We start from the raw sequence: 26,307 nt of genomic DNA, 5'->3' as shown, positions 1-26,307 counted from the left end.
TTGAAACAGCTTTTAACCTCGGTTTTTTTATTATTATCATTTCTTTCATTTAGTCAAAATGCCACAATTACCGGTGTTATTCTAAACGAAAAAAACTTACCAGTAGGTGACATTAATGTAAGCATTACAGGCACCTCAATTGGTAACGCAACAGACAACAGCGGTTTCTATAAAATCATAGTGCCAGCAAACGAATTACTCGAATTAAAGTTTTCTGCAATTGGTTATGAAACTATTATCATAAAAAATTTAAAACTCGCAAACAATCAGGTTTTTGAACTTAATCCGGTTATTAAATCTACTATTGAGGAATTTAAGCCTATCGAAATAGATGCGATAAGAGACAATGAACTTAGAGGGATTACAAAAATTAAACCTGCCATTATAAGAAATATGATAGGTGCTCAACCTGGTGTTGAAAATCTTCTTAAATCCTTACCTAGTATTAGTAGCAACAATGAATTGAGCACTCAATACAATGTAAGAGGTGGAAACTTTGATGAAAATCTAGTTTATATAAATGAGATTGAGGTTTACAGACCTTTTCTTATACGTAGTGGTCAACAAGAAGGGCTGAGTATTGTCAATTCTGATTTGGTACGAGATGTGAAATTTAGCGCTGGTGGATTTCAAGCACGATACGGTGATAAATTAAGCTCTGTTTTGGATATTGAATACCGTCGCCCTACCCAATTTGCTGCTGGAATCGACGCTTCTCTATTAGGTGTTAATAGTTATGTAGAAGGTACCGCTTTCGCGAAAGCGTTAACAGCAACTCTAGGAGTACGATATAGAGACAATAGCTTATTTGTGAACTCTAGAGAAACTGAAGCCATTACCATTCCAAGGTTTTTTGATGCTCAAACACACCTCACCTATCAGTTATCTCCTAAATTTGAATTAAGCTTCCTGGGAAACATTGCTATCAATGATTATGAATTTGAACCACTTACCTCTCAAACAAATTTTGGTACGGTAAACGATGCTCAAGCTTTAATTATTGACTATGATGGTCAAGAAAACGATAGGTACGAGACCTACTTTGGCGCAATAAAAGCTAGTTATGATGTTAATGACAACTTGAATGTAAGGTTAATATCTAGTGTTTATCACACTCAAGAACAAGAATACTATGACATTCTTGCAAGGTATAGCATAGGTCGCCCAAATACAGATATAGGAGGAAGTGATCTAGGAGAAGTAGATTTTACAACCTCTATAGGAAGTGAACTAGATCATGGACGTAATAATCTAGATGCACTTATAACTACCGCACAACTTAAATCAACTTACACCATACCTAGCTCCAAAAAAAATAAAGACGTTATCGATGCTAGTATTAAATTTAACAAGGAAGATATACGAGATAGGTTAAGAGAATATACGGTTATAGATAGCGCCGGATTTAGCGTAAGGCCACCATTACCAGAATTTAGAAACCAACAACCTTATTTTTCATATACAGCTCCGTTAGTACCGTTTGAATCTGCAAGGGCCGATAATGATATTACCATCGATCGAGTACAGGCTTTTATACAATATAGTAGCCGTGGATATCTAGGAGATCACGAAACCTTCTGGAATGCAGGGATAAGATCTCATACATGGACTGTAGCCGGCGATGGAGTTGATAGTAATACTCAAACTGTATTTTCACCTAGAGCTCAATTTGCGATAAAACCGTATTGGAAGAAAACGGATATGTTGTTCAGGCTGTCAGGTGGATTATACCATCAACCACCTTTTTATAGAGAGTTAAGAGATCAACAGGGAACTGCGCAACCACAAGTCGAGGCACAAAAATCAGTTCATATTGTTCTAGGGAATGACTGGAGTTTTAATTGGTCTTCTAAAAAAGACGAAATAAGACCATTTAAACTGACTACCGAGGTTTATTATAAAGATTTATGGGATGTGAATACCTACACTCTTGAAAATGTTAGACTACGATATAGAGCAAACAACAATGCTACAGCCTATGCCTATGGTATAGAAACAAGAATGAATGGCGAGTTTATCAAAGGAACTGAAAGCTGGATATCTCTTGCGTATATGCGTACCCAAGAAAATTTGGACAATCGAGGCTTTATTGATCGACCTACTGATCAAAGACTAAAGGCTGCATTTCTATTTCAAGATTATGTTCCAACAATACCTAACTTAAGAGCCTACTTGAATATGGTTTATAGTACAGGGTTACCAGGCGGATCACCTAGTTATGCAGATCCTTATGATTTTCAATTTAGGCTTAAAGATTACTTTAGAGCAGACCTTGGCGTACAACTCGAGCTTGTAGGACCTAATAAAGTTGCTAGAGATGACAGCTGGTTAGCCAACTTTACCGAACTTTCTATAGGCGCTCAAATCTATAACATATTCAATTACGAAAATCAAATATCAAATCTTTGGGTGAGAGATGTAGCTAGTCAGGCACAATACGCGGTGCCTGTAAGATTAACTCCTAGAGTTTTTAATATAAGATTGCTAGCTAGACTGTAGCAGTTGAAAATTGCTCGATATACTCTTTGAGAACATTTATTACGTAATCCAATTCTTCTTTAGTATTGTAGATGGAAAAACTAAATCTTAGACTAGGTTTATTTAAATCCTCTCCTTTAAGAACGTTAGTAAGAACATGACTTCCTTTTTGAGCTCCGCTTTGACACGCACTTCCTTTTGAGCAAGCAATTCCTTTCAGGTCTAAAGTAAAAAGAAGCATCGCAGCCTTGTCTGCAGGAATCGGTAAGCATACATTCAATAAGGTAAAGGTGCTTTTATCATCCTTGGAACAATTACCATTAAATTTTATTCCTGGTACACTACTTATTAATTGGTCTTTGAAGTAATTTTTAAGTTCTAATACGTAACTTCTTTCTTCTTCTAGATTATCATAAGCCATTTGTAATGATTTATCTAGACCTACTATATTATGAACACTTTCTGTACCAGCTCTTACACCACGCTCTTGTGAACCACCTACAATTAATGCTTGTAATCCTGATCCTTTCCTTACAAAAGCAAATCCCACTCCTTTAGGACCGTGAAACTTATGAGCACTCACGGCTGTAAAATCTACAGGAATTTCTGAAAAATCTAATTCATAGTGACCAATAGATTGCACGCAATCACTATGAAACAAAGCATTGTACTGTTTACACAATTTTGCTATTGATTTTATATCTATTTTATTTCCTATTTCATTGTTCACATGCATTAAAGAAACGAGCGTTTTCTCATCTGACTCTTTCAACAATTCCTCTAGATGTTCTTCGTCAGGAGTTCCACATTCTTTTAATCTTACATGAACCTTAGTAGCGCCATGTTTTTCACAGGCTTGATCAATAGCATATAAGACAGCATGATGTTCAATAGGCGTCGAAATAATTCTAGTAACACCTAAGTCACGCACACAACTTATTATAGCAAGGTTATCAGCCTCAGTACCACCAGATGTAAAAATGATCTCGGCAGCACTTACGTTCAATACCTTTGCAACATTCTTTCTTGCCGTTTCAATCAAAGATTTGGCTTCTCTACCGTAACTATGAGTTGAGCTAGGGTTACCATAAACTTCGGTCATGACCTTCGTCATTTCCTCAATAACTTCTGGTCTCATTTGAGTTGTTGCTGCGCTGTCTAGATATACTTTTCTCATAACAGCAAAAATAAATTAATTAAGAATATTATATAGTAACTCACGTTAATACTTAAGTTCTATTTTTGTATCCATGAAGAAGTTACTTTACTTATTACCCATTTTTCTTTTTAGCTGCGATGACGGCGATATTATCGTGCAAGAATTTGATTTTGAAAATGTATCAGTTGATGCATGCGAATCTGATTTTTTGAATAGTAATGAATACATTTTTTACAAAAACAACGGTCAAGAAACAATCTTCATTCAGTTTTCTACGACCGACGGTATTTTATTAGAAAACAACACCTATGGAAACTACTCAGTAGGAACTAACAACTCTATTGAATACCGCAAATTATCAGATGATATCCCATCCGATTATTACTGTAATAACATTCCCATTCAAGGAATTGACGTGCTAGATGTGTTTACAGCAACAGCAGGTGATATTTCAATTGTAACAATAACCAATAGTGAAACAGACAATGACGGCATACCTAACGAACTTGAAACTGGAGACTACGACAATGATGGCATACCTGATATAATAGATCTAGATGATGATGGTGACAACGTACCTACAGTAGATGAAGGCGTGGTAATCACCAACGGTATGATAGATCTAGCTCTCAGTCGTGATACAGACAGTGACGGAATTTTGGATTATCTAGACACAGATGATGACGGCGATGGAATCCTTACCTCACAAGAAGATGTTGACGGTGATCTAAACCCGAGAAATGACATAACAAATGGAATTCCTAACTACCTGAATCCTGCTGTAAGCGATACATTTACAACAACCATAGATACCGCTATCCCTAATAATTATAGCAGATCCTCGAATCTTGATATTACAATATCTAATTTGATTCTAACCGATGGTAACAATGAGGTATTACTAGGAACTTTTGATTTTGGAACCTACATCTCTCCCGTACTTACCATTGAAACTACCGGAGAAGTAAATACAGTAATAACAAACTAGGACTTGTTTTGATAGAAATACACTTCAGTTGCACCCAGCCCGTACTTCTTGAAGTCGGCATCATAATAAGTTAAATGCTCATAACGATTAAGTAAGTACTCAAGCTCGGTTTTTAGTACACCGGTTCCCACTCCATGGATCAAAATTAATTTGGGTATTCTGTTTTGTAGAGCCCATTCCACTTTAGAACGAGCTACCTGCAGTTGTAAATCTAACTTTTCATGCGGTTGCATGTAAGCATCCTTATTAGTTAGTTGGTGAATATGCAAATCGACTTCTATCGGTGGTAGTTGCCCCTTTTTCCTTTTTTTCGATTGTTTTTTCTTAGGCTCTTCTGCCATAGAGATATCCACGGTACCTATTTGGAATGTTTGATCTAGAATAACCTGCTTGGGATCTACTTGAATTTCTATTTCCTCATCTGTAATGATGGTGAGTGATTCCGCTTTCGCGAAAGCGACAACACCACGAACATCGTCGTCGATAAAGGTTATCCTATCCCCTTTTTTGAATTTACGACTCATCAGAATCTAGATGATCATCTTTAGTTTTAACCCAATGTTGACTTGCTCTATAAGCACCAAACATCAACAAAACTAATCCAATAATTTTTATGTAAACCGAAGCATTTTCATTAATGAGAGCGTAAGCAAGTAGAACTCCACCTAAAAAAATTAAAATACCGTTTATGGATTGCTTGACCATCGTTTTGGGCTCAAAAATAGTCCTTTTATCGATAAACCACATTGAAACATGGTGTTTTAACCATAATTTTTAAGATTTCTATGGTAAAAGTTTATTTTTGTTCTATAATTAGAGTAGTATGAAAAATTTTATAATTACCGCATTTTTAAGCATATACGCAATAACTGCAACTGCCCAAGTTGTTGTGGTAGGTGATAATTTCATCTATTCTCAAGGAGTCAATCTATTTTCTAAAGGAAGCATTGATTTAAATGATGCCGACTCTAGAATTTACCTAAGAGAAGAAGCGCAACTTATTCAAAATGACAATGTAAGCAATGCTGGTGACGGTTTTATTTCTATTTTCCAAGAAGGTACCGCTGATCAGTTTAATTACAACTATTGGTCTGCACCAGTAGGAGATGTGGCAACAGCATCTGGAAACGAAGGTTTTTCAATGACTCAAATCTATTATCCTACGGGTATCCTTACTGGAACCGCTGCCGATGATGAAAATTATTTCAATAGGACTATTACTGCAGAAAATGCTAATTTCTTAAATTATAATGCTCGTGATGGTGTTTCAGATGATGGGACAGCAACCAATCCTCTTGAAATTGCAAGTAGATGGATATACAATTATGACAGTGCAGGAAACGCAATACCAGGAAATGCCTATTCAGGATGGAATTATCTAGGTGGTAGTGGTTTTGTGAATGCTGGATATGGTTTTAGCATGAAAGGTGTTTCTGGAACTAATGGGATTGCAGTAAATCCTAATCTTAGAGAATATCAAAATGGTCAAATCGGACAACGATATGATTTTAGAGGACGTCCTAATAATGGTAATATTACCGTAGGTGTGGCAGATGATGAGGTTTCACTAGTAGGTAATCCTTATCCAAGCGCACTTGATTTAAAACAATTTTTATTTGAAAATTCGACTGTAAGATATGGTGTAGGAAGCGATCCTGCAGAGGTTGCTACAGTAGATGACACAAAGTTAGATCCATCTATTTTATTCTGGCAGTCTAATGCATCTGGTAGTCACATGCTTACTGCATATGAAGGAGGATATGGTATTTATTCACCTGATGGATATGATGTAACGGCACCAGGGTCAGGGATATTTGCTACTGAAGGTAATTATGTTCCTGCTGCCTTTTATTCATACGACAATAGTGGTAATCCAATTACCAATACATCACCTGGACTAGCAAGCCCAGTAGGAGCAACACTTAGATACGCTCCTGTAGGACAAGGATTTATGATAAGACGAAATGCAAGCGGTTTTACCGCTCCTAATGGAACTTATTTCCCTCCTACTGCTAATTTAACTGCTGGAACGGCTTTACCATCAGGAGCTAATGGTGAAGACCAAATCGTATTTACTAACACTCAAAGAGATTTTGTTAGAGAAAGTGGTGGTAACTCCTTAATGCTTAGAGGTTCTGGAAACGGTGGCGCACAAAATAGTGCTTATGCTAACCAGTCGCCTAAATTTAGAATGAATGTAATCATTAATGATACTTACACTAGACAATTATTATTAACCTTTAGAGACAACCTTTCTCTTAACTACGACTCAGCTGTTGATGCTAGAGTTCCAGGGCTCTTGGATACTGATATTTTTGTGAATGTAGAAGGTGGTGCGTTTTCAATTGCAGGTCAAAAATATGATGAAGACATGGGTATTCCTCTAGGACTACTAGTTGATCAAAACGCATCTAGTGATGCTACTTTCAATTTTTCAGTTGTAGAACAAATTAATTTTACGCCTAACAATATTTATATTTATGACACCATTGATGATGTGTATTATAACATAACGAGAAGCTCTCAAGGGATACAATTACCTTCAGGTCATGCGTCAATGGATCGTTTTGAGATTAGATTTAAAGACACTAGCAACACTTTATCTAATGATACTATTGACGAACTAGGCTTCACAGTATTTCAAAATAACAGAAAACAAAACTTAACTGTATTCAATCCAGAGCTGCAAAACGTTTCTAATATATCATTGTATGATCTTTCTGGACGATTAATTTTTAATGAAAAACCATCTACAGCTCAAACAGAATACACGTTTAACACTGCAACCTTGTCGAGTGCCTTATACATAGTTAAAGTAACTACCAAGGAAAACAAAGAAGCTGCTATCAAAATAAGTATTGCTAATTAAATATGAATATAAACCTCATCCTAGATGACAGCTGGATGCTGCCTTGTATGAGTAAAAAAATTTTAGGAATGGACTGTCCTGGATGTGGAATCCAGCGGTCCATTTCTTTTTTACTTCAAGGTGAATTTGTAAATGCTTTTTACATGTATCCAGCCATATACTTTCTTTTCTTACTTTTTTCTGTGTTGATTATAGATTTCTTTATTAAAATCAAGCATGGAGAAAAAATTAAATTAGTTTTGACTGTACTTACTATAGGAACCATACTAGTTAATTATCTTTTAAAAGTTTTTTGAAAACTAATTTAGAATAACGTAACTTTTAGACTTACTTTTAAACCTATAATTCAATTAACCTAAATTTATCATCATGCAAAAACTCAACACAACCGCAGTCTACATTTTATCCATTGTAGGATTTTTATGTTGTTGCGCCTGGGGACTAGGATTTGTGGCAGCTTTAATAGCTTTTATTATCGCAAACAAGGAACTGAAAAAATATAATGAAAACCCTGAAGCTTACAGTAATGGTAAAGCTATGAAAACTGCAAAAACCGTAGCTTTAGTATCCTTAATTGTTTCTGGACTGGTAACAGCTTACACCGCTTACACATATTTTGCATATACTGAAAGAGAACGTTTAGAGCAGGGAATTGATTTTTATAGATCAATTGGAGCTCCAGATGAAATGATTGATGCTATGGAAGATCAATTAGATAATATTGAAGACGAAGAATAAGTAGTTATTATATAATTAATTAAAAGGCTCTTTAAATAGAGCCTTTACTTTTTAAATTTTAATATCATGCAAAAATTAAATACAACGGCTGTATACCTTTTATCTGTAGCAGGATTTTTATGTTGCTGCTTTTATGGAATAGGGACAATTGCAGCTATAATTGCTCTTGTTATAGCAAATAAAGAACTTAAAAAATACAATCAAAACCCGGAAGCCTATACAAATGGAAAGGCAATGAAGTCGGCTAAAACGGTAGCCATCATTTCATTAATACTATCTATAATAGGATTGGTAGTTCTGGTTTTATTTTACATGAACCAATGTGAGTTTTACGAGTGGTACATCGATTTTGCTCTTAATCAACCTAATGTAACCGAGGAACAACTAACACCTCTGTACGACGCAATGGAACAAGCAGGTTGTAGATAATATTCTAACATTACTCAATAAAAAAGGCTCGCGTTTGGGAGCCTTTTTTATTTTATACATTTCTATAAATAGTAAAAACAATAATGCTTATAAGTAATATCAAGATAGGCCATTTCCCAATCAAATATTTACGATATTTTATAGGAATCATAGATGTATGTTCCATTAAAAGAACCAATATTACATAAGGAATTAAAAAAAATAATAGAGCATTTAAATCCCAAGCTGTTTTAAAATCTCCATGAAGTATAGCGTGTATTGCTCGTTGGGAACCACAACCTGGGCAATCATAAGAAGTCACCACTTTACTAGGACATTTTGGGAATAATGCTGTATTTGATGGATTATAGGAATAGTAAATATAAAAACAGCCACTTATAAAAGTGACTGTAATTGCAATAAAAAAGAATCTTTTAAGACTCATTTAAATGTTGTCCAATCCTACTACCAAAAGAACAAAAAGTAAATAAAGTACTATAAACACAGCTGCTCCTATAGCACTGTAAATACACCACTGTTTTGCTTTTTCCGATGCTTGTCTAGATTCATTGTACATACCTTGATTCCACAGCCTATCTACTTTAGCTGCGTTTACAATTGCTGGGATTCCTAATGGCCAGCAACATAAAATAGTTACAATTATCGATTCAGCTAAATAGGTTTTAGGAGGTTGTCCTACTGGTCTTTGGTTTTCAGGTTGATTGAAAGGATCTTGCATATTATTTAATTTATTTTTGTAGCAATTTACTCAAACTCCTTTAAAGTTTTAATAATTATCTCAATACAATCATCTAACTGCTCTTTTGTCATTACCAAAGGAGGAGCAAATCTTATGATGTTACCGTGAGTAGGTTTTGCCAGTAGTCCATGATCTCTCAAACGTAAACAAATATTCCATGCAGTATCGCTTTCTTCCGAATCATTTACAACTATAGCATTAAGAAGTCCACGACCTCTTACTAGAGTCACTGTATCGGTAGTTTCGATATATTCATTAATTCGACTTCTAAAGTAATTACCTAGTTCTCTAGCATTTTGCGCTAGTTTTTCATCCTTTACAACATCAAGTGCCGCCATTGCTACTGCACCAGCGATAGGGTTACCTCCAAAAGTACTTCCATGCTGCCCAGGTTGTATAACATTCATAACTTCATCATCTGCAAGAACAGCGCTTACAGGATAAGCTCCACCGGATAAGGCCTTACCTAAAATTAAAATATCTGGACGTGAGTACGTTTCTTGTCTTTCACAATGACCTTCACAGGAACATTTACCGCATACAGCAAGTAAAGCACCAGTACGAGCAATACCTGTTTGGATTTCATCTGCAATGAAAAGAGCGTTGTATTGAGCGCATAATTCCTTTGCTCGCATCATGAAGTCATCACTAGGAGTATACACTCCTGCTTCCCCTTGAATAGGTTCAACTAAAAATCCAGCTATATTATCTTGTTGTAATGCCTTTTCAAGAGCATCAGTATCATCATAGGCAATCTTAATAAAACCAGGAGTATAAGGTCCAAAGTTTTTTCTTGCATTTTCATCGTTAGAAAAAGAAATCACAGTTGTTGTCCTACCGTGAAAATTATTTTCACACACAATTATTTGTGCATCGTGTTCTTGAACACCTTTCTTTTCATAGGCCCATTTTCTCGCAATCTTTATAGCTGTCTCTACCGCTTCGGCGCCCGTGTTCATCGGTAAAACTTTGTCAAACTTGAAGTAATCCGTTACATATTTTTCATAAACACCTAGCTTATCATTGTGAAATGCTCTAGAAGTAAGCGTTAATGTTTTTGCCTGTTCAGTCATGGCATTAACAATAGTTGGATGACAATGACCTTGATTCACAGCACTATAAGCACTAAGAAAATCATAGTACTTTTTACCTTCTACATCCCAAACAAAGACTCCATCACCTCGTTCCAGAACTACTGGTAAAGGATGATAATTATGAGCTCCATGCTTATCCTCTAGATCTATATATTGTTGGGATTTATTTCCTACTTGAACGTTCATACTATTCCTATTTATTGGTTGGGCAAGTTAATAAATCTAACAGGCACTGTCCAATAAATATCGTTAAGAAACCTTCAATTCCACTAGATAAAGTTTAATTTTACGCCCTATGTCCAAAAGAAGAAAAAGAGCACAAAAAACCTTTTTAAATGTACCTGTGGTTGATGCTGGTGCCAAAGGTAAAAGCGTAGCAAAAACTGAAGATGGTGAGGTAATTTTTCTTACCGATGCGGTTCCTGGTGATGTGGTAAACATTCAAACCTTTAAGAAAAAGAGATCCTTTTATGAAGGCCGCGTAACAGAATTTATAAGTAAGAGTGATCGTCGTACAACACCGGTATGTAAACACTTTAGTGTGTGTGGTGGTTGTAAATGGCAACACATGAAGTATAAGGACCAACTACACTTTAAACAGAAGGAAGTTGTAGAGAATCTTACTAGAATAGGCCATCTAGAATTACCTAGTGTGACACCTATTTTGGGTTCTGCAAAACAATACCACTATCGCAATAAAATGGAATTCAGTTTTTCTGCAAACCGCTGGCTTACTCTTGAAGAGATAAACAGTGACAAAGAGATTCAGGATAAAAAAGCTTTAGGATTCCACATTCCTGGTATGTGGGATAAAATTTTACATCTGGATGAGTGTCATTTACATCCTGCTATTGGTGAGAAGATAAGATTGAGTGTTCACGCTTTCGCGAAAGCGGAAAATTTATCATACTACGATCCTAGAGAACGTACAGGATTGTTACGTACCTTAATGCTGCGCATGGCGTCAACAGGTGAGAACATGGTGGTAATTCAGTTTTTTCAAGAAGATGAAGCAAAACGCATTGCTTTACTTGAACACTTAAAATTACAATTTCCGGAGATTACATCTTTACAATATATAATCAATGAAAAAGCAAACGACACTATATATGATCAAGATGTGATTTGTTACCATGGTGAAGATCATATTTGGGAAGAAATGGAAGGTTTAAAATTTAAAATAAACGCCAAATCATTCTACCAAACAAATAGTGAACAAGCTTATGAATTGTATAAAATAACAAGAGATTTTGCGTCATTAAAAGGAGACGAATTAGTCTATGATTTATACACAGGAACTGGAACTATAGCACAATTTGTAGCAAAAAAAGCAAAACACGTGGTAGGAGTTGAAGCGGTCGAAGTAGCTATTAAAGATGCGCAAGAAAACGCGCAAGTAAACAATATAGAAAACACCACCTTTTATGCTGGTGATATGAAAAATGTGTTTACTCAACAATTTATTGAAGAAAACGGTGCACCAGATGTGGTTATAACAGATCCACCAAGAGATGGTATGCATAAGGATGTTGTTGCTCAATTGCTTAACTTACAAGCACCAAAAATTGTATATGTAAGTTGTAACAGTGCAACACAAGCTCGTGATCTCGCGTTATTAGATCAACATTATAAAATTGATAAAATCCAACCTGTAGATATGTTCCCGCAAACGCACCATGTAGAGAATGTAGTGCTACTTACTTTAAAATCGTAATTATGAAAAATATTGTTTTGTTACTATCACTAGTTTTATTGGTAGCAAGTTGTAAAAAGGATGTCGATAATAAAGAAGAGAATACTACCGTTTCATCCACATTAATTAATGGTTCAATCGTATTTACGGATAGTATTAATGAAGCTCCTGATTCTTTCATTGTTTATTATTTTGATCGTGAACAAAACAAATACGAAAACTCACAAGCCCAATTTGATGAAAATGGCACATTCAATCTTACACTAGACATTGAACAGCCTACCACAGCAATAGCGTATGCAGGTCAACAAATAAATCTTTTTCTAGTTCCTGGAGATTCATTAACCATTAGTGGAACGGTAAACGGAGCACAATCAGAGAACAACACGATTAAGTTAGATGGTTCTCGCACTAAAGAATTCATGGCTGTAAAGAACTATTTTGAGAATAACCCCATCAAGGTAGATCCATTTTATGAGCCAGGAGCCGACAAGGATCCTATGGATTTACATATTTATCTATTAAAAAAGGAAGATGAGTTTCATCAATACAACAAGAATTACCTTAATAACCCAAACATACCAGAAGAGTTCAAGAAAGTAATCAATGCAAACGACAAATACTTTCTAGTCAATGCTAGATTAGAGTTTTTAAATTACGCTAACTACATAGGGAAAGAAATACCAGCAATTGATAGTGAATATTTTGAAGGCATGAAAAACTTACCAGATTTCACTAAAGATGATCTTACCTATGGTGCTTTAACTAATGCTATTGCAAGTAGTTATAAAAACTATTTAAGAGAAAGACTAGTCTTTGACAAACCAGGAGTTTCCCCAGATTCCTTAAGCTCTATTGTATCAAAACAAATTATAAAGGATAATTCAAAGCCCATACTTAACCAATATGCTACTTTTTCAACTGCTTTAAAAACCTTTGAAAATCACGATTTGGATTTTTATCAAAACAATCAACAAGCTATTGAACAACAACTTAAAGGAAGTGATTTCCTAGCTATTTTGAAAAGAGAATATGAAAAGGAAAAAGAATTACTTGAGCGCCCAGAAATACCGAAGGAATCAGAAATTCTAGAATTCACATCTACAGAACCGTCAAATTATTTGAATGAAATTATTTCTAATTCCAAAGGAAAAGTTATTTACATTGATAATTGGGCAACCTGGTGTGGACCTTGTAAAGCCGAATTTAAGGAAGCATCGCCAGCGCTACATGAAAAGTTTAAAGATGATGTTGAGTTTGTTTACTTGTGTCATGCTAGTGAGAAAAAAGCTTACTTACCTAGTATTGCACAATTTAATATTAAAGGAAAACATTACTTTTTAAATGATCAGGAAGGACCAGTTGTTCAAGAACAAATAAATCTGGAAGGCTTTCCTACCTACACCATTATAAATAAAAAGGGTGAAATAGTTCAATCAGATTACATTCACCGACCTAGTTACCCTAAAACCACTACTCTTTTAGAAAGTTTAATCAATGAGTAAATTTAAGGCGACTTTTATTCTGATTTGGGCCATTTTTTTCCTTGTATCAGGATGTGAAAAAGATGATTTATGCACACTGGATCAACCAGCAAACGCTCGTATCAATATAGTATTTAAAGATCGCAGTATTCCATCAGACAACAAGGTTGTTTCACAGCTGAGAGTTTTATTAGAAAATGTGGATACCGAAGTTCCTCTTAATTCTACCAATGATCTTTTGTTAACTGCAACAGACTCAATATCAATACCGCTACCGATTGATGTAAATACTGTTACATATAGATTTGAACGTATTGAAAATGAGAATGAAAATCAGGATGCTATTACTTTTACCTTTGATACTAGAGAAGAGTACGTAAGTCGAGCGTGTGGTTTTAGAGTAGTGTATGATAATTTAACCGCACAAGTTGCACCTGAAACTGGCACTAACAATTGGATTAATAGTGTAGTTGTTAATGAAACTACCATTGAAGACAACCAAATTATTCATGTTGAAATACGTCATTAATATAGTTTTCCTCCTTCTGTGTTGTACGGTTTTACAAGCACAAGAAGAGAAAGAAATCGAGCAAGCTCAAGATTCAATTCAAAAAAAATATGGATTAAGAGTTGGAATAGATGCAGCTAGTTTAGCAAGAAGTTTCTTTGATGACAATTATCAAGGTTTTCAAATCCTAGGTGATTTTAGATTAACTCCATCCTTATATGTTGCTGGAGAATTAGGTAATGAAACTATTGCCAAAGACCTAGAACGCATTGAATATGAAACAAGTGGTTCTTTCTTCAAAGCTGGAATTGATTATAATTTCTACAACAATTGGTTAGAGATGGACAATATGATATACGGTGGTGCTCGTATAGGTGTTGCTAGCTTTGGTCACGAATTGTACAGATATGAATACAACTCGGACAATACCCTTTTTCCTATATTAAGTCAACAAGTACAACGAGAATTCAATGGTCTTACTGCTATCTGGTTTGAAGTACAAGGAGGAATGAAGGTTGAAGTGTTTAACAACATTTATTTAATGGCAAACGTTCAATTAAAATTCCTAATCAACGAGAGCACTCCAGATGATTTTGATAATCTGCACATTCCAGGATTTGGAGTTACCAATGATTTTAATGGTATAGGCGTAGGTTATACGTATGGTATTCTATACCGAATTCCTTTGTTTAAAAAATAAAAAATCCTAGAAACAATAATGTTTCTAGGATTCTATAATTAAATTCTTCTTTATTGACTACTCCTCTTCATCAAGAGCAGCAAGCAAGTCATTTGACTGTAAAAGATTATACCATTGAATTACCTTTTTAATATCGCTGGCATAAACTCGATCTTCATCATATTCTGGCAAAACCTGTGAAAAATAATCTTGCAATTCATTTTTTGAGGCTTTATGAGAAATGGCAGGTCCCTTTTCCTCTTTATCAGCTATCTTAGAGAATACCTCTTTAAGTGGTACATCCTCAGAATAAGTGTATATGGAAATATCCTTTAAAACGCTCACATTGTGGTTTATTCCTACAATCGAAGTTTTCTTATCTATTAAAGATTCTACTACAAAGCCACTACGTGCCTTTGATTTAAGTTGATACAATCCTGGTTTTCCTGTTATGGATAAAATGTTATCTAAACTCATTGCGAATTATTTTTTGGGTGGCAAATATATGTAAAAGCTATTTTACTAATGGTTAACGTCTTCCTTTTAATTCAGGAAACCTCATTCTGTAGTCAACACGAACCTTACCTTTTGATATATTAGCCAGTTTTCCTTTTATCAATCGCTTTTTTAGACTTGAAAGTTTATCAGTAAATAATATTCCTTCAATGTGATCGTATTCATGTTGTATAACACGAGCGGCTAGACCTGTATAAGTTTCTGTATGTTTATTAAAATTCTCGTCTAAATAAGATATAGTAACCTCTTCTGGTCTAAAAACATCTTCCCTTACATTAGGAATACTTAAACAACCTTCATTGAATGCCCATTCATCGCCATTTTCTTCTTCAATTTGAGCATTAATAAAAACCTTCTTGAAACCAGTAAGTTGGTTTCTTTCTTCCTCAGTAAGCTCTTCATCATCGGCAAATGGGGTTGCATCAATAACAAACAATCGTAGTGGCATACCTACTTGTGGTGCTGCCAGACCTACTCCACTAGCGCCATACATGGTTTCCCACATGTTTTCAATGATTTCTTTTAATTTTGGATAATCTTGAGGAATATCCTTTGCGACTTTTCTTAAAACTGGATCGCCATAGGCGACAACTGGATAAATCATATTTTTTTATTTAAAGGCCCATTTCGGTTAGATTCCAATATCCTTCCTCAACATCATTCACCTTATCATTATACCTTTTTTTATTTACAGCTTCAGCAAGTTTTACATTTTACTATCCAAAAACGTTTGTAAAATAATTGTTGCTGCGATCTCATCAACCAGGGCTTTATTACGCCTTTTGGATTTTGACAAACCACTATCAATCATGGTTTGAAAAGCCATTTTTGAAGTAAATCTTTCGTCCACTCTCGTAATTTCTATGGATGGGTATTTTTCTTGTAACGCTTTCGCGAAAGCGTCAATCACATCTCCTAATTCACTAGGTTCTCCATTCATTTGTTTAGGTTCACCTATTACGATAGTGCTTACTTCCTCATTACGTAAATAATTTTCAATGAATGGTACTAATTCATAGGTATTTACAGTGGTAAGACCTGATGCTATAAGTTGCAAGGGATCTGTGACTGCAATGCCTGTTCTTTTTTTACCGTAATCTATAGAAAGTGCTCTAGCCATGAGTGTGCAAAAATAATCAATCTAATATGAAGCACATCACTAACTGCTACTACTTATATTTGTGAAAAACTTAAAAGTAGTGGATCAATTAAAGAATATCATTGAAGAAGCCTGGGAAGACCGCACTCAATTAGAGAACCGTGTTACCCAGCAAGCAATTAGAGAAGTGGTAGACATGCTAGATCGTGGAACATTGCGAGTAGCACAACCTACCGAAAATGGCTGGCAAGTTAATGAATGGGTAAAGAAGGCGGTAGTTCTATATTTCCCAATTCAAAAAATGGAAACAATAGAATGTGGTCCACTTGAATTTCATGATAAAATCCCTTTAAAAACAGGATATAAAGAAAAAGGAATACGTGTTGTACCACATGCAGTGGCTAGACATGGAGCTTATATTTCAAGTGGTGTTATTATGATGCCTAGTTATGTAAACATAGGTGCCTATGTAGAGGAAGGAACTATGGTAGATACTTGGGCAACGGTAGGTAGTTGTGCCCAAATAGGTAAAAATGTGCACCTGAGCGGTGGTGTAGGAATAGGCGGTGTACTAGAGCCTTTACAAGCTGCTCCAGTTATCATTGAGGATAATGCGTTTATCGGGTCTCGTTGTATTGTGGTAGAAGGTGTACGAGTAGAAAAAGAGGCAGTACTAGGAGCCAATGTCGTTCTAACCGCTTCAACAAAAATTATAGACGTAACTGGAGATCAACCAGTAGAATACAAAGGCCATGTTCCTGCTAGATCGGTTGTAATTCCAGGTAGCTACCCTAAGGAATTCCCAGCAGGGACTTACAATGTTCCTTGTGCGATCATAATTGGTAAACGTAAAGAAAGTACCAATAAAAAAACCTCGCTTAACGATGCTCTACGCGAGTACAACGTAGCAGTATAGTGAGAGTATTACTTATTCAATATAAAATGCTGGGTGATGTGCTCACGAGTACAATTATAGCAGATCAATTAAAAATCACCTATCCCAATTGTCAAATAGATTATCTTATCACACCGATGGCTGCTTCTTTAGTAAAGAACCATCCATCGGTAGATAATCTTATATTGGCTTCCAATAAGGATTTTGAAAGCTTCTCAAGTATCCTAAAACTTGCAAAGAAGCTTAAAAAAAATAATTATCAGTTGTGTATTGATAGTTATGGTAAAAACAACAGTGCCCTGCTCTCGTATATCGTAAATGCTACTAGAAGAATAGGGTATAAAAAATGGTTTTCATCACTTGCTTATACTGATGTGGTTAAAAACGAACCAAATAGAGGTATTTATAAGACAGGTGTAGCTCTAGGTAGTAGAATAATCTTATTAAAACCGCTAGAAAAAAATATTCAATGGCACCTTAAACCAAAGATTCATTTGACAGTTTATGAAATCGAACAAGGAAAACAGTGGCTGGAACAAAAAGGGCTAGACTTAACTAATTCCGTAACGATGATAAGTGCTTTGGGTAGTAGTAAGGAAAAAACGTTACCTTTTAAGGAGTTAGCTAGTCTTTTAGATTTTATAGTCCAGAACACAGAGACTCAAATATTGTTCAACTACATCCCTAATCAGATCGACCAAATTAAAGAACTGTATGAACTGTGTTCACTTAAAACGAAAGAACACATCTTTTTAGATGCTTTTGCTCCCAACATACGTGACTTCCTTAAAATTCTTCACCATTGCACTGCTATAATTGGCAACGAAGGTGGTGCAATAAATATGGGAAAAGCACTAGACATTAACACCTTTGCAATTTTTGCCCCATGGATTAATAAATCTTCTTGGAACATAGGTGAAGATGGGAAAAATCACGTAAGCGTTCATTTGATGGATTACAAACCAGATCTTTACAACAACCAAAGTGCAAGTACATTCAAAAAGAAGGCTTTAAGTTTGTATTCTCATTTTGAAGCTGGTATGATGCAAAAAGATCTTAAAAGCTTTTTAAATCATCATTACTAAAAATCCTTATTCTTTATTTATCCCAAATGGAGTATAGGATTTCTTTTCATCACGAGTAGACTTTCTTATAGCCTTGTTTTTATCGATAGATTCTTGATTTTTATAACCTCGTGCATGATCAAGATGTAAACAAATTGCGCTGTAGCGTATTTGTTTTGACTTTATTCCTAGGTTGAATAAACGTTCTCCTAACTCTCTATCTTGACCACCGTATTGCATGCGCTCGTCAAATCCATTAACCTTCTTTATATCTTCTAACCAACCACTACTGTTGTGACCGTTCCAGCTAGCATTAGTCGGAGTCAAATTCTCCATAACCTTAGCCGTAACAAAACCAGCTGTAAGCTTTTGATTTTTGTAAGATGCTGGTAAACCTCGTCCCTTCAACCACTCTACATCAAAACATCGTTGCGTGTAAATGTCATCTTTCGTAATGGCTTGAGAAATATCTAGAGGCAACTTATAGTAACCACCACTCAAAAAATAACCAGGTTCCCTACGTTCATAATGGATTTGAAGAAAATCCTCACGAGCAATACAATCACCGTCGCTCATTACAACGTAATTTGCATTACAAGCCATTATAGCCTTATTCAATATTTGACTTTTTTGGAATCCATTATCCTCGTGCCACACGTGTATTATAGGATATCGTGAATCTTGAGCATAGTTTTCAATGAATTCTTTTGTATCATCCCTAGAACCATCATCTGCTATAACTACTTCAAAATCCCTAAAGATTTGTTGCTCATAACTCCATAAGGTCTTTTCTAACCAGGGTATCGAATTGTAAGTACTTATGATGACAGAAATTGTCGGGTTTGAAGACATAGTTCTAGTTTTCTTTCAAAATCTAAACAAATTTAAGCATATCTAGTGGTTATCTAATCAGTAAGTTTATTTTTGCTGAAGAACTATTATGTTTATATCCACTTATGACCAAATATAATATCACTGCAATCATTCCAGCTTTTAACGAAGAACACAACATTGTTGATGTCCTTAAATCTGTTGATTTTTGCGATGAAGTCATTTTAGTAGATTCAAACAGTACCGATAATACGGTAGAACTAGCAAAACCTTATTTCACCAAATTACTGACTCGTAATTACGAGCACAGCGCTAGTCAAAAAAACTGGGCTATTCCTCAAGCAAAACATGAATGGATACTTTTAGTGGATGCTGATGAAAGAGTTACACCAGCATTGAAAGAAGAAATTTTGAACCTATACCCTACTCTCGATACAGCTGATTATGTTGGTTATTGGATTGGTAGACGTAATTTCTTCATGGGTAAACAAGTACGTTACAGTGGCTGGAAAAATGACAAGGTAATACGATTATTTAAGAAATCTAAGTGTAAGTATAAAGACAAACACGTTCATTCTGAAATAATTGCTGATGGTCCAGTAGGAAAACTGGAAAACAGATTCTTACATTATAAATATGTGAGTATGGATCACCATGTTAAGAAATTACAACGCTACGCTGATTTGCAAGCTAAAGATTTTGATAAAAAAGTAGGCAAAATTACCGCATACCACATAGTCATTAAACCTATGTGGGGCTTTTTCAAGCACTTTTTTGTTCAAAAAGGTTTTCTTGACGGATTTGTAGGATTTACGATTGCTTATTTGCGCAGTTATATGATTTTTATGCGATATGTAAAATTATGGTTACTCAGACGAGGGATTAAGTAATCAAACAAGAGTTTCTATTGCGGTTGGGTTCCAATTGTAATAATCGCAAATTCGTTGCCATTGAACTCTATTAAAATCCTTTCCTTTATTTTCTTTTTTAAGGGCCACCTTTTGAGTCCTCGCTATAGGAATAGGTATATCAGGATAATTTTCATTTTGTAAAGAAAGAACTCCATTTTTTAAAGCCATCGCCTTAAACCAAAGATCATCGGCCTTTGGAGCTAATTCACTAAACAAGGTAACATTATGAACATCCTCATGTAAAGAATTAGAAGGATATAAAACACAAAATGCACCTACAGGCATATTGTGAATACTTTGTTCTTTTACATCATGTATAAAAGGCCACTGTGAATAGCTATTTACCCTATTATTCTCATATGTCATTTTACGACATCGATTACCAATTATATTATCGGGATATTTTAAATGAAAGTCCCATAACTTTTTGATTGTATCATCTTGATACATCACATCGTCATCACAAGTAATAATGGTTTTTTCTGGAAATTTCTTTAGACTGTGGATTAGTTTACGATGAGAAAACGTGTAGGGTACGTATTCAATTTGAAAAAAAGGACCTTGTAATTTGGCTAGTTTTTTAGGCAAGCTGTTCTTTAAATCATCATGCAACCACAGCACCACTTTTTCAGGAGCATATTTTTGTCTCATCATACTACGTATGGTAAGATCAAGTGTACTTAATCTGCTAGGGATACTAGTTAAACTTACAATAGCAGGAATGACTTGCTCCTGATTCTTTATAAGATTTGCTACACTCGTACTGCGCAATCTGAACGCTTCTAGTATTGAACCTGGTAATTCCTTTAATTTCATGATTTAAACAGTCCTTTTAATTTCTTTTTAAATCTTTTTTTACGGTGAAATTTATCTTGAAATTTTTGCACACTTTCCCACATGGATTCAATAGCATGTTGAGCATCCTTATTAGATAATTTAGCATACTCCTTACCCATTATATCATACATCCATTTTTTGGGCGATAATCGCTCAAAATTCTTCAATCTCATATTATAAGGTATGTCAAAAAATTTCATTCTGTTTAAATCAACCAGACTAAAAGTATACCCTTGCGAAGTTTTCTTAATCAAGGTATTCCCAGGAGAATGATCTAGGAAATAAATACCGGCCTCATGCATTTCATACATAAACGAGGCAAACTCCTTGAGAATTTGTTCTTTATCTTGAAGTGAATCATCATTAATAAGTTCTCTAAAAGTAAAGTCATGTTCCCCATAATAACATATGTAATAACTATCCTTTAAAGTAAAAATCCCTAGTTTTTCTAGATAAGCCACTGGTTGTGGGGTTCCTATTCCTTTTTCAGTTAAATAAACCGCATTTTCATAGGATCTTCTTGCCTTTGATTTTCTAATAAATCTGTAAACAAACTGATTGATAAAGTTTGGTTTCTTGAAGGATTTTACGACGTACTTTTCATCTTTCCATTCAATTACCTTTATAGTATTACGTGGATCTCCTAATCTATTTTCAGAACCGTAAAACAACTCTAGTAAATGTTGTATTCGCTTTCGCGAAAGCGAACTAGAAAAAAACCTCTCTTTAAACATATAGTATTACAATGGTAGACAAAGAAACGACATATCCACCTGCTAACAAAGCTAGATGGATATCTAAAAGTTACAGAAAGGTCTAGTTTAAATCATATCTTTGAATTTTATTTATAGCAACCGGTCATCATGTCTTACCATTACTCACTTCAAACAATAATATCAATACATGAGTAAAACAGTCTTACGTGTAGTTCATCTTTCTGGAATGATGAGTCGTGGTGGTGGCGAAAATCACATCATTAATTTGACTACTGAACTGAATAATATGGGGCATGAAAGCACCGTGTTTTGTCCGTTAGGAAGTCAATTAGGCACAGAACTTAAGGAACTTAATAGTCCAGTGGTTGAGAAGAAATTAAGGTTAAAAGTTGACCCGTTGTTCTTTTTAAGCTTTGGTAAATTCTGTAAAAAGAAGAAAATTGACATTATACATGTGCACGATCCCGTTGCTATGTTTTTGGTCATACTAGCCTCGTACTTTTTTAAGTTACCTAAAACGGTAATGAGTAAGAAAACGAGTTTTCCTATCAAAAACCGTAAAAAAACTCTTTATAAATACAATCATCCCATTTTTAAAAGAGTGATTTGTGTATCTAATGAAGTGAAAAAGGTAAGCCAAAAATCAATCGTTAACTCAAATAAGATTGTCACGATTTACAATGGATCTAATCTAGATAAATTAGATACATTCAAGCCTAAAATTAATATAAGAGAATCCTTAAATATTCCAAAAGACGTCACCCTAGTTTTACATATTGCAAATCATACTAAACCAAAAGATTTACCATTATTTATAAAGTGTGTAGAATACTTTAAAGATCGTGAGGACGTGCATTTTGTTCAAATTGGTAGACACACTGAACATTCCATACCCATTCTAGAGGCTGTTGAAAGTAAAGGACTTGAAAAAAGAGTTTCCTTTTTGCATGAACAAGAAAATGCTGCCGTTTACCTTAAACAAGCCGATATATCCTTCATCACATCAAAAAGTGAAGGATTACCACAGGTTATTTATGAGTCCATGTATTACCAGACCTTAATCGTAAGTACTATGGCAGGTGGTATTCCTGAAGTAATTTCAAATGGCGTAAATGGTTTTATAGCACCAGTAGGCGATAGTATTAAATTAATTGAACATTTGAATCACGTGATAGGCAATAAAAGTGCCTTTGCAAAAATGCTTGATCAAAACTTTCAATTAGTAAAAGAAAAATATGATTCTAAGATAATGGCTCAAAAGACGCTTGAATTATATCAAAACGTGTTAAAGCCTGTTCAATAAATTAAAAATGAAAAACCAACAAAACGATTATAAGGAACGTATGTATTTCCTATTTGCCCATAAATGGAAATATATTGTTTCAATAATATTGACCCTTTTCAAATCCAAAAATTATAAAAAAGGTGCAGTGCGCACTGTTACTTACATTGCCCGAGAAAAGGATAAAACATGGATATTTGGAGCTAAAGTTCGCAGACTATCACAACATTCTCAACTTGACGCCAGAGTTCATTGGAATGATAAGATCAAAGGAATTCCAGATACTGATGGCTATTACCACATCTATCAAAACCATTTTTGCCGCAGTTTGCGACGTAAACCAAACATCATTTTTAAAAAGAATATTGTGATGTTCACCCATCCTAGCTGGAGTAAAAAATACTCAAAAACACATGTGGTTTGGGGTTTGAATCAAGCAGATTATGTTATATGCTTAAATTCCAACATCAAGAAAATGTTGATCGAGGATGGAGTAAGACCAGAAATACTTAAGGTAATTCATATTGCTACCAGTGAAAAAACATTCTATCCACATGAGCGTACAGGTAAAGGAGTTGTGGGATTATGCTCTGGATTTCAAATACGTAAAAATCCAGATTTAATATTTGATGTAGTAAAAAATATGCCTCAAAGAGAGTTCCTTCTATTAGGTAGTAATTGGGAGCGATATACAAAATTTGATGAGTTATCGGCTCTTCCTAATTTCACCTATATTAAAGATATGGAATATGAAAAATTTCCTGAATTTTACGATAAGATGGATGTATTTTTGTCACCTTCAATTTTAGAAGGTGGACCAGTACCTTTGTTAGAAGCTATGATGTCAAATTGTGTTCCTGTAGCCTCAAACACTGGATTTTCTACTGATATAATTACGCATGGAGAAAATGGGTTCATATTTGATATTAACGCCTCCTATAAAGAGGTAATTCCTTTAATTGAAGAAGCCTATAACCTCAATGGCAATATTAGAAGTACAGTTTTAGAGCATACCTGGACTAATTGCTCTCATAAAATTGACACTCTTTTCAATACATGAAAGGGATGTTCGCTAGATAAAATGTGATTTGAACATGAAAAAGAAAAAGCCTGATAATCGACCTAGAGTTCCTAAAGAAACCATAGATAAAACAGTTGATCATTTAAAAAAAGGTCATACCCTTATTCTTCCTATGGACGGTTATTATTATTTATGCTGTGATGCACAAGACATAGAAGCGGTTGAAAAAACTCTAGGATTAGTAACTAGTGATGAGGCTATTTTTTATGAAGTTCTTGTAGATAAAGATCATGTACTCGAGCGTTATGTAGAACAAGTGCCTGATCCTGCTTGGAATATCATAGACACTAGTAAAAGACCTGTTACACTAGTCCTAGATAAACCAAAAAACATAGCGCCAGCTCTTATACTAGAGGACAACAGTACTCCTTTTAAAATAACCTACGATAGATTCACAGCATTAGTTACAAGCAAACTACGCAGCCCGTTGTTGATCGCTTCTTCCAATTTTCTAAAAGGTAACATGCCAGAAAAATTGGAAGATATTTCTCAATCTTTAATCGATCAAGTTGATTCAATTATTTCCATTGAAGATACTACAGAAAAAATTGAAGTTCACCCACTTGAAAAAGAAGCTCAAAAAGGATCGAATAAACAACGACAACGCCACCAACCTACATCAATTATAAAAATCTCTAATAACGGTACCTTTAAAATTATTAGAAAGTAATGTCGCAAACTCACTATTTAAAAGCACTTGAGCATCCTATATTCAAGGTCATTAATCAAGCTAGTGAATTACTACAGCTTGAAACTTATGTTATAGGTGGATTTGTGCGGGATTACTTTTTAAAAAGAGGTCAAAAAAAAGATATTGATATCGTAACTGTAGGTAGCGGTATAGAACTAGCTAAAAAGGTAGCCAGTCTCTTAGAAGACAGTCCAAAAGTAACTGTTTTTAAAAATTTTGGCACAGCCATGCTCAAAACAGGAGATCTTGAGTTAGAATTTGTTGGAGCACGCAAGGAAAGCTATGACCGTAATAGCCGTAAACCATTCGTAGAAAATGGCACATTAAAAGACGATCAAAACCGCAGGGACTTTACTATAAACGCCATGGCGTTTTCTCTCAATGATGATAACTACGGTCGCCTGATTGATCCTTTCAATGGTATACAAGATCTAGAAAACAGATTAATACGTACTCCATTAGATCCAGACATCACTTACAGCGACGATCCTTTAAGAATGCTGCGTGCAATACGTTTTGCAAGTCAACTAGATTTCAAAATTGAAGAAAAATCTTTTGATAGTATCAAACAAAACGCAGAAAGATTAGACATCATTTCTCAAGAACGTATCGTGACCGAAGTTCACAAAATCATGCTTTGTGATGTTCCCTCTTATGGTTTCTTACTATTAGAAAAAAGTAAATTACTTGAGCGTTTTCTTCCGGAATTGACTGCCTTAAAAGGCATTGAAGAAGTTGAAGGTCAAACACATAAAGACAACTTTTATCACACTCTAGAGGTAGTAGATAATATTTCTAAAAATACCGATGATCTTTGGTTACGCTGGTCTGCATTACTACATGATATAGGCAAAGCTCCTACAAAGAGGTTTTCTAAAAAAGTAGGTTGGACATTTCATGGGCATGAGTTCAAAGGCTCAAAAATGGTATATCACCTTTTTAAACGCCTTAAAATGCCATTGAATGACAAAATGAAATTTGTACAAAAAATGGTTCGCATGAGTTCAAGACCTATCGCTGTTATAGATGAAAGCGCAACCGATAGCGCTGTGCGCAGGCTAGTTCATGATGCAGGTGATCATATAGAGGATTTAATGACTCTATGTGAGGCAGATATCACAACTAAGAATCCAAAGAGATTCCAGCGTTATCATAATAACTTCAGGAAAGTACGTACCAAAATTGTCGAAGTAGAAGAACGCGATCGTATACGCAATTTCCAACCACCTGTAAGTGGCGAGGAAATTATGAAAACCTTTAACCTCAAACCTTGTCGAGAAATTGGAATGATTAAAGCAAGTATTAAAGATGCTATACTAGATGGTAAAATCCCTAATGAATATGAAGCTGCACGAGAGTGGATGTTACAGAAAGGGAAGGAATTGGGACTTAGCACTTAATAAATAGCCTTTATTATTTTTAGTAAATTCTAACGACTAAAGTTTTATTATAATAATAAATCCAATAGCCTTTTTTCACTGCCTTAGGACTGCTTCATACATTGAAAGACACCTTTCATTACAAAT

At 34.9% G+C, this 26,307-nt stretch carries 29 protein-coding genes; 17 read left to right on the top strand and 12 right to left on the bottom strand.

Going from position 1 to position 26,307, the window contains the following annotated elements:
* Positions 1 to 2,499: a carboxypeptidase-like regulatory domain-containing protein gene (locus tag AAT17_RS13335; RefSeq protein WP_060524076.1), complete on the top strand. Its 2,499-nt coding sequence runs from the start codon at positions 1 to 3 to the stop codon at positions 2,497 to 2,499.
* Here AAT17_RS13335 and AAT17_RS10230 read toward each other — a convergent pair.
* Entirely contained in the window at positions 2,489 to 3,655 is a 1,167-nt protein-coding gene (locus AAT17_RS10230; RefSeq protein ID WP_042277561.1) for a cysteine desulfurase family protein, read from the bottom strand. The genes AAT17_RS13335 and AAT17_RS10230 overlap by 11 nt on opposite strands.
* A gap of 73 nt (positions 3,656 to 3,728) precedes the next feature.
* Between AAT17_RS10230 and AAT17_RS10225 the strand changes: the two genes are divergently transcribed.
* On the top strand, positions 3,729 to 4,625 hold the full coding sequence (locus AAT17_RS10225) for a hypothetical protein (RefSeq protein ID WP_060524074.1): 897 nt from the start codon (positions 3,729 to 3,731) through the stop codon (positions 4,623 to 4,625).
* On the opposite strand, the gene AAT17_RS10220 is transcribed toward AAT17_RS10225, so the two are convergent.
* Both AAT17_RS10220 and AAT17_RS10215 read right to left on the bottom strand, forming a co-directional pair.
* Entirely contained in the window at positions 4,622 to 5,149 is a 528-nt protein-coding gene (locus tag AAT17_RS10220; RefSeq protein ID WP_042277558.1) for a Smr/MutS family protein, read from the bottom strand. The two genes, AAT17_RS10225 and AAT17_RS10220, sit on opposite strands and share 4 nt — an antisense overlap.
* Positions 5,139 to 5,330 (bottom strand): hypothetical protein, encoded by a 192-nt coding sequence (locus AAT17_RS10215; protein WP_060524072.1) that lies wholly within the window; start codon positions 5,328 to 5,330, stop codon positions 5,139 to 5,141. The genes AAT17_RS10220 and AAT17_RS10215 overlap by 11 nt, the downstream gene beginning before the upstream one ends.
* A 118-nt stretch (positions 5,331 to 5,448) precedes the next feature.
* Between AAT17_RS10215 and AAT17_RS10210 the strand changes: the two genes are divergently transcribed.
* The 4 genes from AAT17_RS10210 (at position 5,449) to AAT17_RS10195 (ending at position 8,661) form a co-directional block, all read left to right on the top strand.
* Positions 5,449 to 7,494 (top strand): T9SS type A sorting domain-containing protein, encoded by a 2,046-nt coding sequence (locus AAT17_RS10210; protein WP_060524070.1) that lies wholly within the window; start codon positions 5,449 to 5,451, stop codon positions 7,492 to 7,494.
* Positions 7,495 to 7,496: 2 nt separating this feature from the next.
* Positions 7,497 to 7,790 (top strand): DUF2752 domain-containing protein, encoded by a 294-nt coding sequence (locus tag AAT17_RS10205; RefSeq protein ID WP_042277552.1) that lies wholly within the window; start codon positions 7,497 to 7,499, stop codon positions 7,788 to 7,790.
* A gap of 73 nt (positions 7,791 to 7,863) precedes the next feature.
* Positions 7,864 to 8,232, top strand: a complete 369-nt coding sequence (locus AAT17_RS13480; RefSeq protein WP_042277550.1) for a CCC motif membrane protein — start codon at positions 7,864 to 7,866, stop codon at positions 8,230 to 8,232.
* Positions 8,233 to 8,298: 66 nt separating this feature from the next.
* Positions 8,299 to 8,661, top strand: a complete 363-nt coding sequence (locus AAT17_RS10195) for a CCC motif membrane protein (RefSeq protein ID WP_060524068.1) — start codon at positions 8,299 to 8,301, stop codon at positions 8,659 to 8,661.
* 52 nt (positions 8,662 to 8,713) lie between these two features.
* Here AAT17_RS10195 and AAT17_RS10190 read toward each other — a convergent pair whose 3' ends face one another.
* Genes AAT17_RS10190 through rocD form a run of 3 tightly spaced genes read right to left on the bottom strand, consistent with a single transcriptional unit; the run spans position 8,714 to position 10,680 of the window.
* Positions 8,714 to 9,085, bottom strand: a complete 372-nt coding sequence (locus AAT17_RS10190; RefSeq protein ID WP_042277547.1) for a DUF2752 domain-containing protein — start codon at positions 9,083 to 9,085, stop codon at positions 8,714 to 8,716.
* Complete coding sequence (locus AAT17_RS10185; RefSeq protein ID WP_042277545.1) at positions 9,086 to 9,379, bottom strand: CD225/dispanin family protein; 294 nt, start codon at positions 9,377 to 9,379, stop codon at positions 9,086 to 9,088.
* Between the two features lie 26 nt (positions 9,380 to 9,405).
* Complete coding sequence (gene rocD / locus AAT17_RS10180) at positions 9,406 to 10,680, bottom strand: ornithine--oxo-acid transaminase (RefSeq protein WP_042277543.1); 1,275 nt, start codon at positions 10,678 to 10,680, stop codon at positions 9,406 to 9,408.
* 109 nt (positions 10,681 to 10,789) lie between these two features.
* On the opposite strand from rocD, the gene rlmD reads away from it, so the two are divergent.
* The 4 genes from rlmD to AAT17_RS10160 are packed head-to-tail and all read left to right on the top strand — an operon-like array spanning position 10,790 to position 14,879.
* Complete coding sequence (gene rlmD / locus AAT17_RS10175; protein ID WP_060524066.1) at positions 10,790 to 12,208, top strand: 23S rRNA (uracil(1939)-C(5))-methyltransferase RlmD; 1,419 nt, start codon at positions 10,790 to 10,792, stop codon at positions 12,206 to 12,208.
* A gap of 2 nt (positions 12,209 to 12,210) precedes the next feature.
* On the top strand, positions 12,211 to 13,692 hold the full coding sequence (locus tag AAT17_RS10170) for a TlpA disulfide reductase family protein (protein WP_060524064.1): 1,482 nt from the start codon (positions 12,211 to 12,213) through the stop codon (positions 13,690 to 13,692).
* On the top strand, positions 13,685 to 14,200 hold the full coding sequence (locus tag AAT17_RS10165) for a DUF6452 family protein (RefSeq protein ID WP_042277539.1): 516 nt from the start codon (positions 13,685 to 13,687) through the stop codon (positions 14,198 to 14,200). Before AAT17_RS10170 ends, AAT17_RS10165 begins: the two co-directional genes overlap by 8 nt.
* On the top strand, positions 14,181 to 14,879 hold the full coding sequence (locus AAT17_RS10160; RefSeq protein WP_060524061.1) for a DUF6048 family protein: 699 nt from the start codon (positions 14,181 to 14,183) through the stop codon (positions 14,877 to 14,879). Before AAT17_RS10165 ends, AAT17_RS10160 begins: the two co-directional genes overlap by 20 nt.
* A gap of 57 nt (positions 14,880 to 14,936) precedes the next feature.
* Here AAT17_RS10160 and AAT17_RS10155 read toward each other — a convergent pair whose 3' ends face one another.
* The 3 genes from AAT17_RS10155 to ruvX form a co-directional block, all read right to left on the bottom strand.
* Entirely contained in the window at positions 14,937 to 15,335 is a 399-nt protein-coding gene (locus tag AAT17_RS10155; RefSeq protein WP_042277534.1) for a DUF5606 domain-containing protein, read from the bottom strand.
* Between the two features lie 52 nt (positions 15,336 to 15,387).
* A complete protein-coding gene (gene def, locus AAT17_RS10150) occupies positions 15,388 to 15,978 on the bottom strand; it encodes a peptide deformylase (protein WP_042277532.1) in 591 nt (196 codons plus the stop codon).
* Between the two features lie 102 nt (positions 15,979 to 16,080).
* Positions 16,081 to 16,494: a Holliday junction resolvase RuvX gene (ruvX, locus tag AAT17_RS10145; RefSeq protein ID WP_060524059.1), complete on the bottom strand. Its 414-nt coding sequence runs from the start codon at positions 16,492 to 16,494 to the stop codon at positions 16,081 to 16,083.
* Positions 16,495 to 16,573: 79 nt separating this feature from the next.
* Between ruvX and AAT17_RS10140 the strand changes: the two genes are divergently transcribed.
* On the top strand, positions 16,574 to 17,389 hold the full coding sequence (locus AAT17_RS10140) for a 2,3,4,5-tetrahydropyridine-2,6-dicarboxylate N-succinyltransferase (RefSeq protein WP_042277527.1): 816 nt from the start codon (positions 16,574 to 16,576) through the stop codon (positions 17,387 to 17,389).
* A complete protein-coding gene (locus AAT17_RS10135) occupies positions 17,389 to 18,453 on the top strand; it encodes a glycosyltransferase family 9 protein (protein ID WP_253279765.1) in 1,065 nt (354 codons plus the stop codon). Before AAT17_RS10140 ends, AAT17_RS10135 begins: the two co-directional genes overlap by 1 nt.
* Positions 18,454 to 18,459: 6 nt before the next feature.
* On the opposite strand, the gene AAT17_RS10130 is transcribed toward AAT17_RS10135, so the two are convergent.
* A complete protein-coding gene (locus AAT17_RS10130) occupies positions 18,460 to 19,284 on the bottom strand; it encodes a glycosyltransferase family 2 protein (protein ID WP_060524055.1) in 825 nt (274 codons plus the stop codon).
* Positions 19,285 to 19,388: 104 nt separating this feature from the next.
* Between AAT17_RS10130 and AAT17_RS10125 the strand changes: the two genes are divergently transcribed.
* Positions 19,389 to 20,153 carry a glycosyltransferase family 2 protein gene (locus AAT17_RS10125; RefSeq protein WP_060524053.1) on the top strand — a complete coding sequence of 255 codons (765 nt, stop codon included), beginning with the start codon at positions 19,389 to 19,391 and terminating at the stop codon, positions 20,151 to 20,153.
* On the opposite strand, the gene AAT17_RS10120 is transcribed toward AAT17_RS10125, so the two are convergent.
* Both AAT17_RS10120 and AAT17_RS10115 read right to left on the bottom strand, forming a co-directional pair.
* Positions 20,154 to 20,990 carry a glycosyl transferase gene (locus AAT17_RS10120; RefSeq protein WP_060524051.1) on the bottom strand — a complete coding sequence of 279 codons (837 nt, stop codon included), beginning with the start codon at positions 20,988 to 20,990 and terminating at the stop codon, positions 20,154 to 20,156.
* Positions 20,987 to 21,745 (bottom strand): lipopolysaccharide kinase InaA family protein, encoded by a 759-nt coding sequence (locus AAT17_RS10115; protein ID WP_060524048.1) that lies wholly within the window; start codon positions 21,743 to 21,745, stop codon positions 20,987 to 20,989. The genes AAT17_RS10120 and AAT17_RS10115 overlap by 4 nt, the downstream gene beginning before the upstream one ends.
* Positions 21,746 to 21,914: 169 nt before the next feature.
* Between AAT17_RS10115 and AAT17_RS10110 the strand changes: the two genes are divergently transcribed.
* Genes AAT17_RS10110 through AAT17_RS10095 form a run of 4 tightly spaced genes read left to right on the top strand, consistent with a single transcriptional unit; the run spans position 21,915 to position 26,181 of the window.
* The gene (locus tag AAT17_RS10110; RefSeq protein ID WP_060524046.1) at positions 21,915 to 23,030 is read left to right on the top strand and encodes a glycosyltransferase family 4 protein; all 1,116 of its coding nucleotides are present in this window, start codon (positions 21,915 to 21,917) and stop codon (positions 23,028 to 23,030) included.
* Positions 23,031 to 23,037: 7 nt separating this feature from the next.
* A complete protein-coding gene (locus AAT17_RS10105; protein WP_082586944.1) occupies positions 23,038 to 24,069 on the top strand; it encodes a glycosyltransferase family 4 protein in 1,032 nt (343 codons plus the stop codon).
* Positions 24,070 to 24,103: 34 nt separating this feature from the next.
* On the top strand, positions 24,104 to 24,760 hold the full coding sequence (locus AAT17_RS10100) for an L-threonylcarbamoyladenylate synthase (protein ID WP_060524041.1): 657 nt from the start codon (positions 24,104 to 24,106) through the stop codon (positions 24,758 to 24,760).
* The gene (locus AAT17_RS10095; protein WP_060524039.1) at positions 24,760 to 26,181 is read left to right on the top strand and encodes a CCA tRNA nucleotidyltransferase; all 1,422 of its coding nucleotides are present in this window, start codon (positions 24,760 to 24,762) and stop codon (positions 26,179 to 26,181) included. Before AAT17_RS10100 ends, AAT17_RS10095 begins: the two co-directional genes overlap by 1 nt.
* The last annotated feature ends 126 nt before the right edge of the window (positions 26,182 to 26,307 follow it).

Origin of the sequence: Nonlabens sp. MIC269 (assembly GCF_001430865.1) — a bacterium.
GTDB lineage: Bacteria > Bacteroidota > Bacteroidia > Flavobacteriales > Flavobacteriaceae > Nonlabens > Nonlabens tegetincola.
Note: the sequence above shows the minus strand (reverse complement) of the source record. Positions and strands in the feature narration are given on the sequence as shown.

Bases quoted from the DNA above. Each gene is read 5' to 3' on its own strand.
- AAT17_RS10170 (WP_060524064.1), top strand. From the start codon at position 12,211: ATGAAAAATATTGTTTTGTTACTATCACTAGTTTTATTGGTAGCAAGT.
- AAT17_RS10130 (WP_060524055.1), bottom strand. From the start codon at position 19,284: ATGTCTTCAAACCCGACAATTTCTGTCATCATAAGTACTTACAATTCG.
- AAT17_RS10230 (WP_042277561.1), bottom strand. From the start codon at position 3,655: ATGAGAAAAGTATATCTAGACAGCGCAGCAACAACTCAAATGAGACCA.
- AAT17_RS13480 (WP_042277550.1), top strand. From the start codon at position 7,864: ATGCAAAAACTCAACACAACCGCAGTCTACATTTTATCCATTGTAGGA.
- AAT17_RS10185 (WP_042277545.1), bottom strand. From the start codon at position 9,379: ATGCAAGATCCTTTCAATCAACCTGAAAACCAAAGACCAGTAGGACAA.
- AAT17_RS10220 (WP_042277558.1), bottom strand. From the start codon at position 5,149: ATGAGTCGTAAATTCAAAAAAGGGGATAGGATAACCTTTATCGACGAC.
- rocD (WP_042277543.1), bottom strand. From the start codon at position 10,680: ATGAACGTTCAAGTAGGAAATAAATCCCAACAATATATAGATCTAGAG.
- AAT17_RS10125 (WP_060524053.1), top strand. From the start codon at position 19,389: ATGACCAAATATAATATCACTGCAATCATTCCAGCTTTTAACGAAGAA.
- ruvX (WP_060524059.1), bottom strand. From the start codon at position 16,494: ATGGCTAGAGCACTTTCTATAGATTACGGTAAAAAAAGAACAGGCATT.
- AAT17_RS10120 (WP_060524051.1), bottom strand. From the start codon at position 20,990: ATGAAATTAAAGGAATTACCAGGTTCAATACTAGAAGCGTTCAGATTG.
- rlmD (WP_060524066.1), top strand. From the start codon at position 10,790: ATGTCCAAAAGAAGAAAAAGAGCACAAAAAACCTTTTTAAATGTACCT.
- AAT17_RS10165 (WP_042277539.1), top strand. From the start codon at position 13,685: ATGAGTAAATTTAAGGCGACTTTTATTCTGATTTGGGCCATTTTTTTC.
- AAT17_RS10160 (WP_060524061.1), top strand. From the start codon at position 14,181: ATGTTGAAATACGTCATTAATATAGTTTTCCTCCTTCTGTGTTGTACG.
- AAT17_RS10115 (WP_060524048.1), bottom strand. From the start codon at position 21,745: ATGTTTAAAGAGAGGTTTTTTTCTAGTTCGCTTTCGCGAAAGCGAATA.
- AAT17_RS10225 (WP_060524074.1), top strand. From the start codon at position 3,729: ATGAAGAAGTTACTTTACTTATTACCCATTTTTCTTTTTAGCTGCGAT.
- AAT17_RS10190 (WP_042277547.1), bottom strand. From the start codon at position 9,085: ATGAGTCTTAAAAGATTCTTTTTTATTGCAATTACAGTCACTTTTATA.
- def (WP_042277532.1), bottom strand. From the start codon at position 15,978: ATGATTTATCCAGTTGTCGCCTATGGCGATCCAGTTTTAAGAAAAGTC.
- AAT17_RS10110 (WP_060524046.1), top strand. From the start codon at position 21,915: ATGAGTAAAACAGTCTTACGTGTAGTTCATCTTTCTGGAATGATGAGT.
- AAT17_RS10215 (WP_060524072.1), bottom strand. From the start codon at position 5,330: ATGGTCAAGCAATCCATAAACGGTATTTTAATTTTTTTAGGTGGAGTT.
- AAT17_RS10210 (WP_060524070.1), top strand. From the start codon at position 5,449: ATGAAAAATTTTATAATTACCGCATTTTTAAGCATATACGCAATAACT.
- AAT17_RS10100 (WP_060524041.1), top strand. From the start codon at position 24,104: ATGAAAAAGAAAAAGCCTGATAATCGACCTAGAGTTCCTAAAGAAACC.
- AAT17_RS10205 (WP_042277552.1), top strand. From the start codon at position 7,497: ATGAATATAAACCTCATCCTAGATGACAGCTGGATGCTGCCTTGTATG.
- AAT17_RS10155 (WP_042277534.1), bottom strand. From the start codon at position 15,335: ATGAGTTTAGATAACATTTTATCCATAACAGGAAAACCAGGATTGTAT.
- AAT17_RS10195 (WP_060524068.1), top strand. From the start codon at position 8,299: ATGCAAAAATTAAATACAACGGCTGTATACCTTTTATCTGTAGCAGGA.
- AAT17_RS10105 (WP_082586944.1), top strand. From the start codon at position 23,038: ATGAAAAACCAACAAAACGATTATAAGGAACGTATGTATTTCCTATTT.
- AAT17_RS10095 (WP_060524039.1), top strand. From the start codon at position 24,760: ATGTCGCAAACTCACTATTTAAAAGCACTTGAGCATCCTATATTCAAG.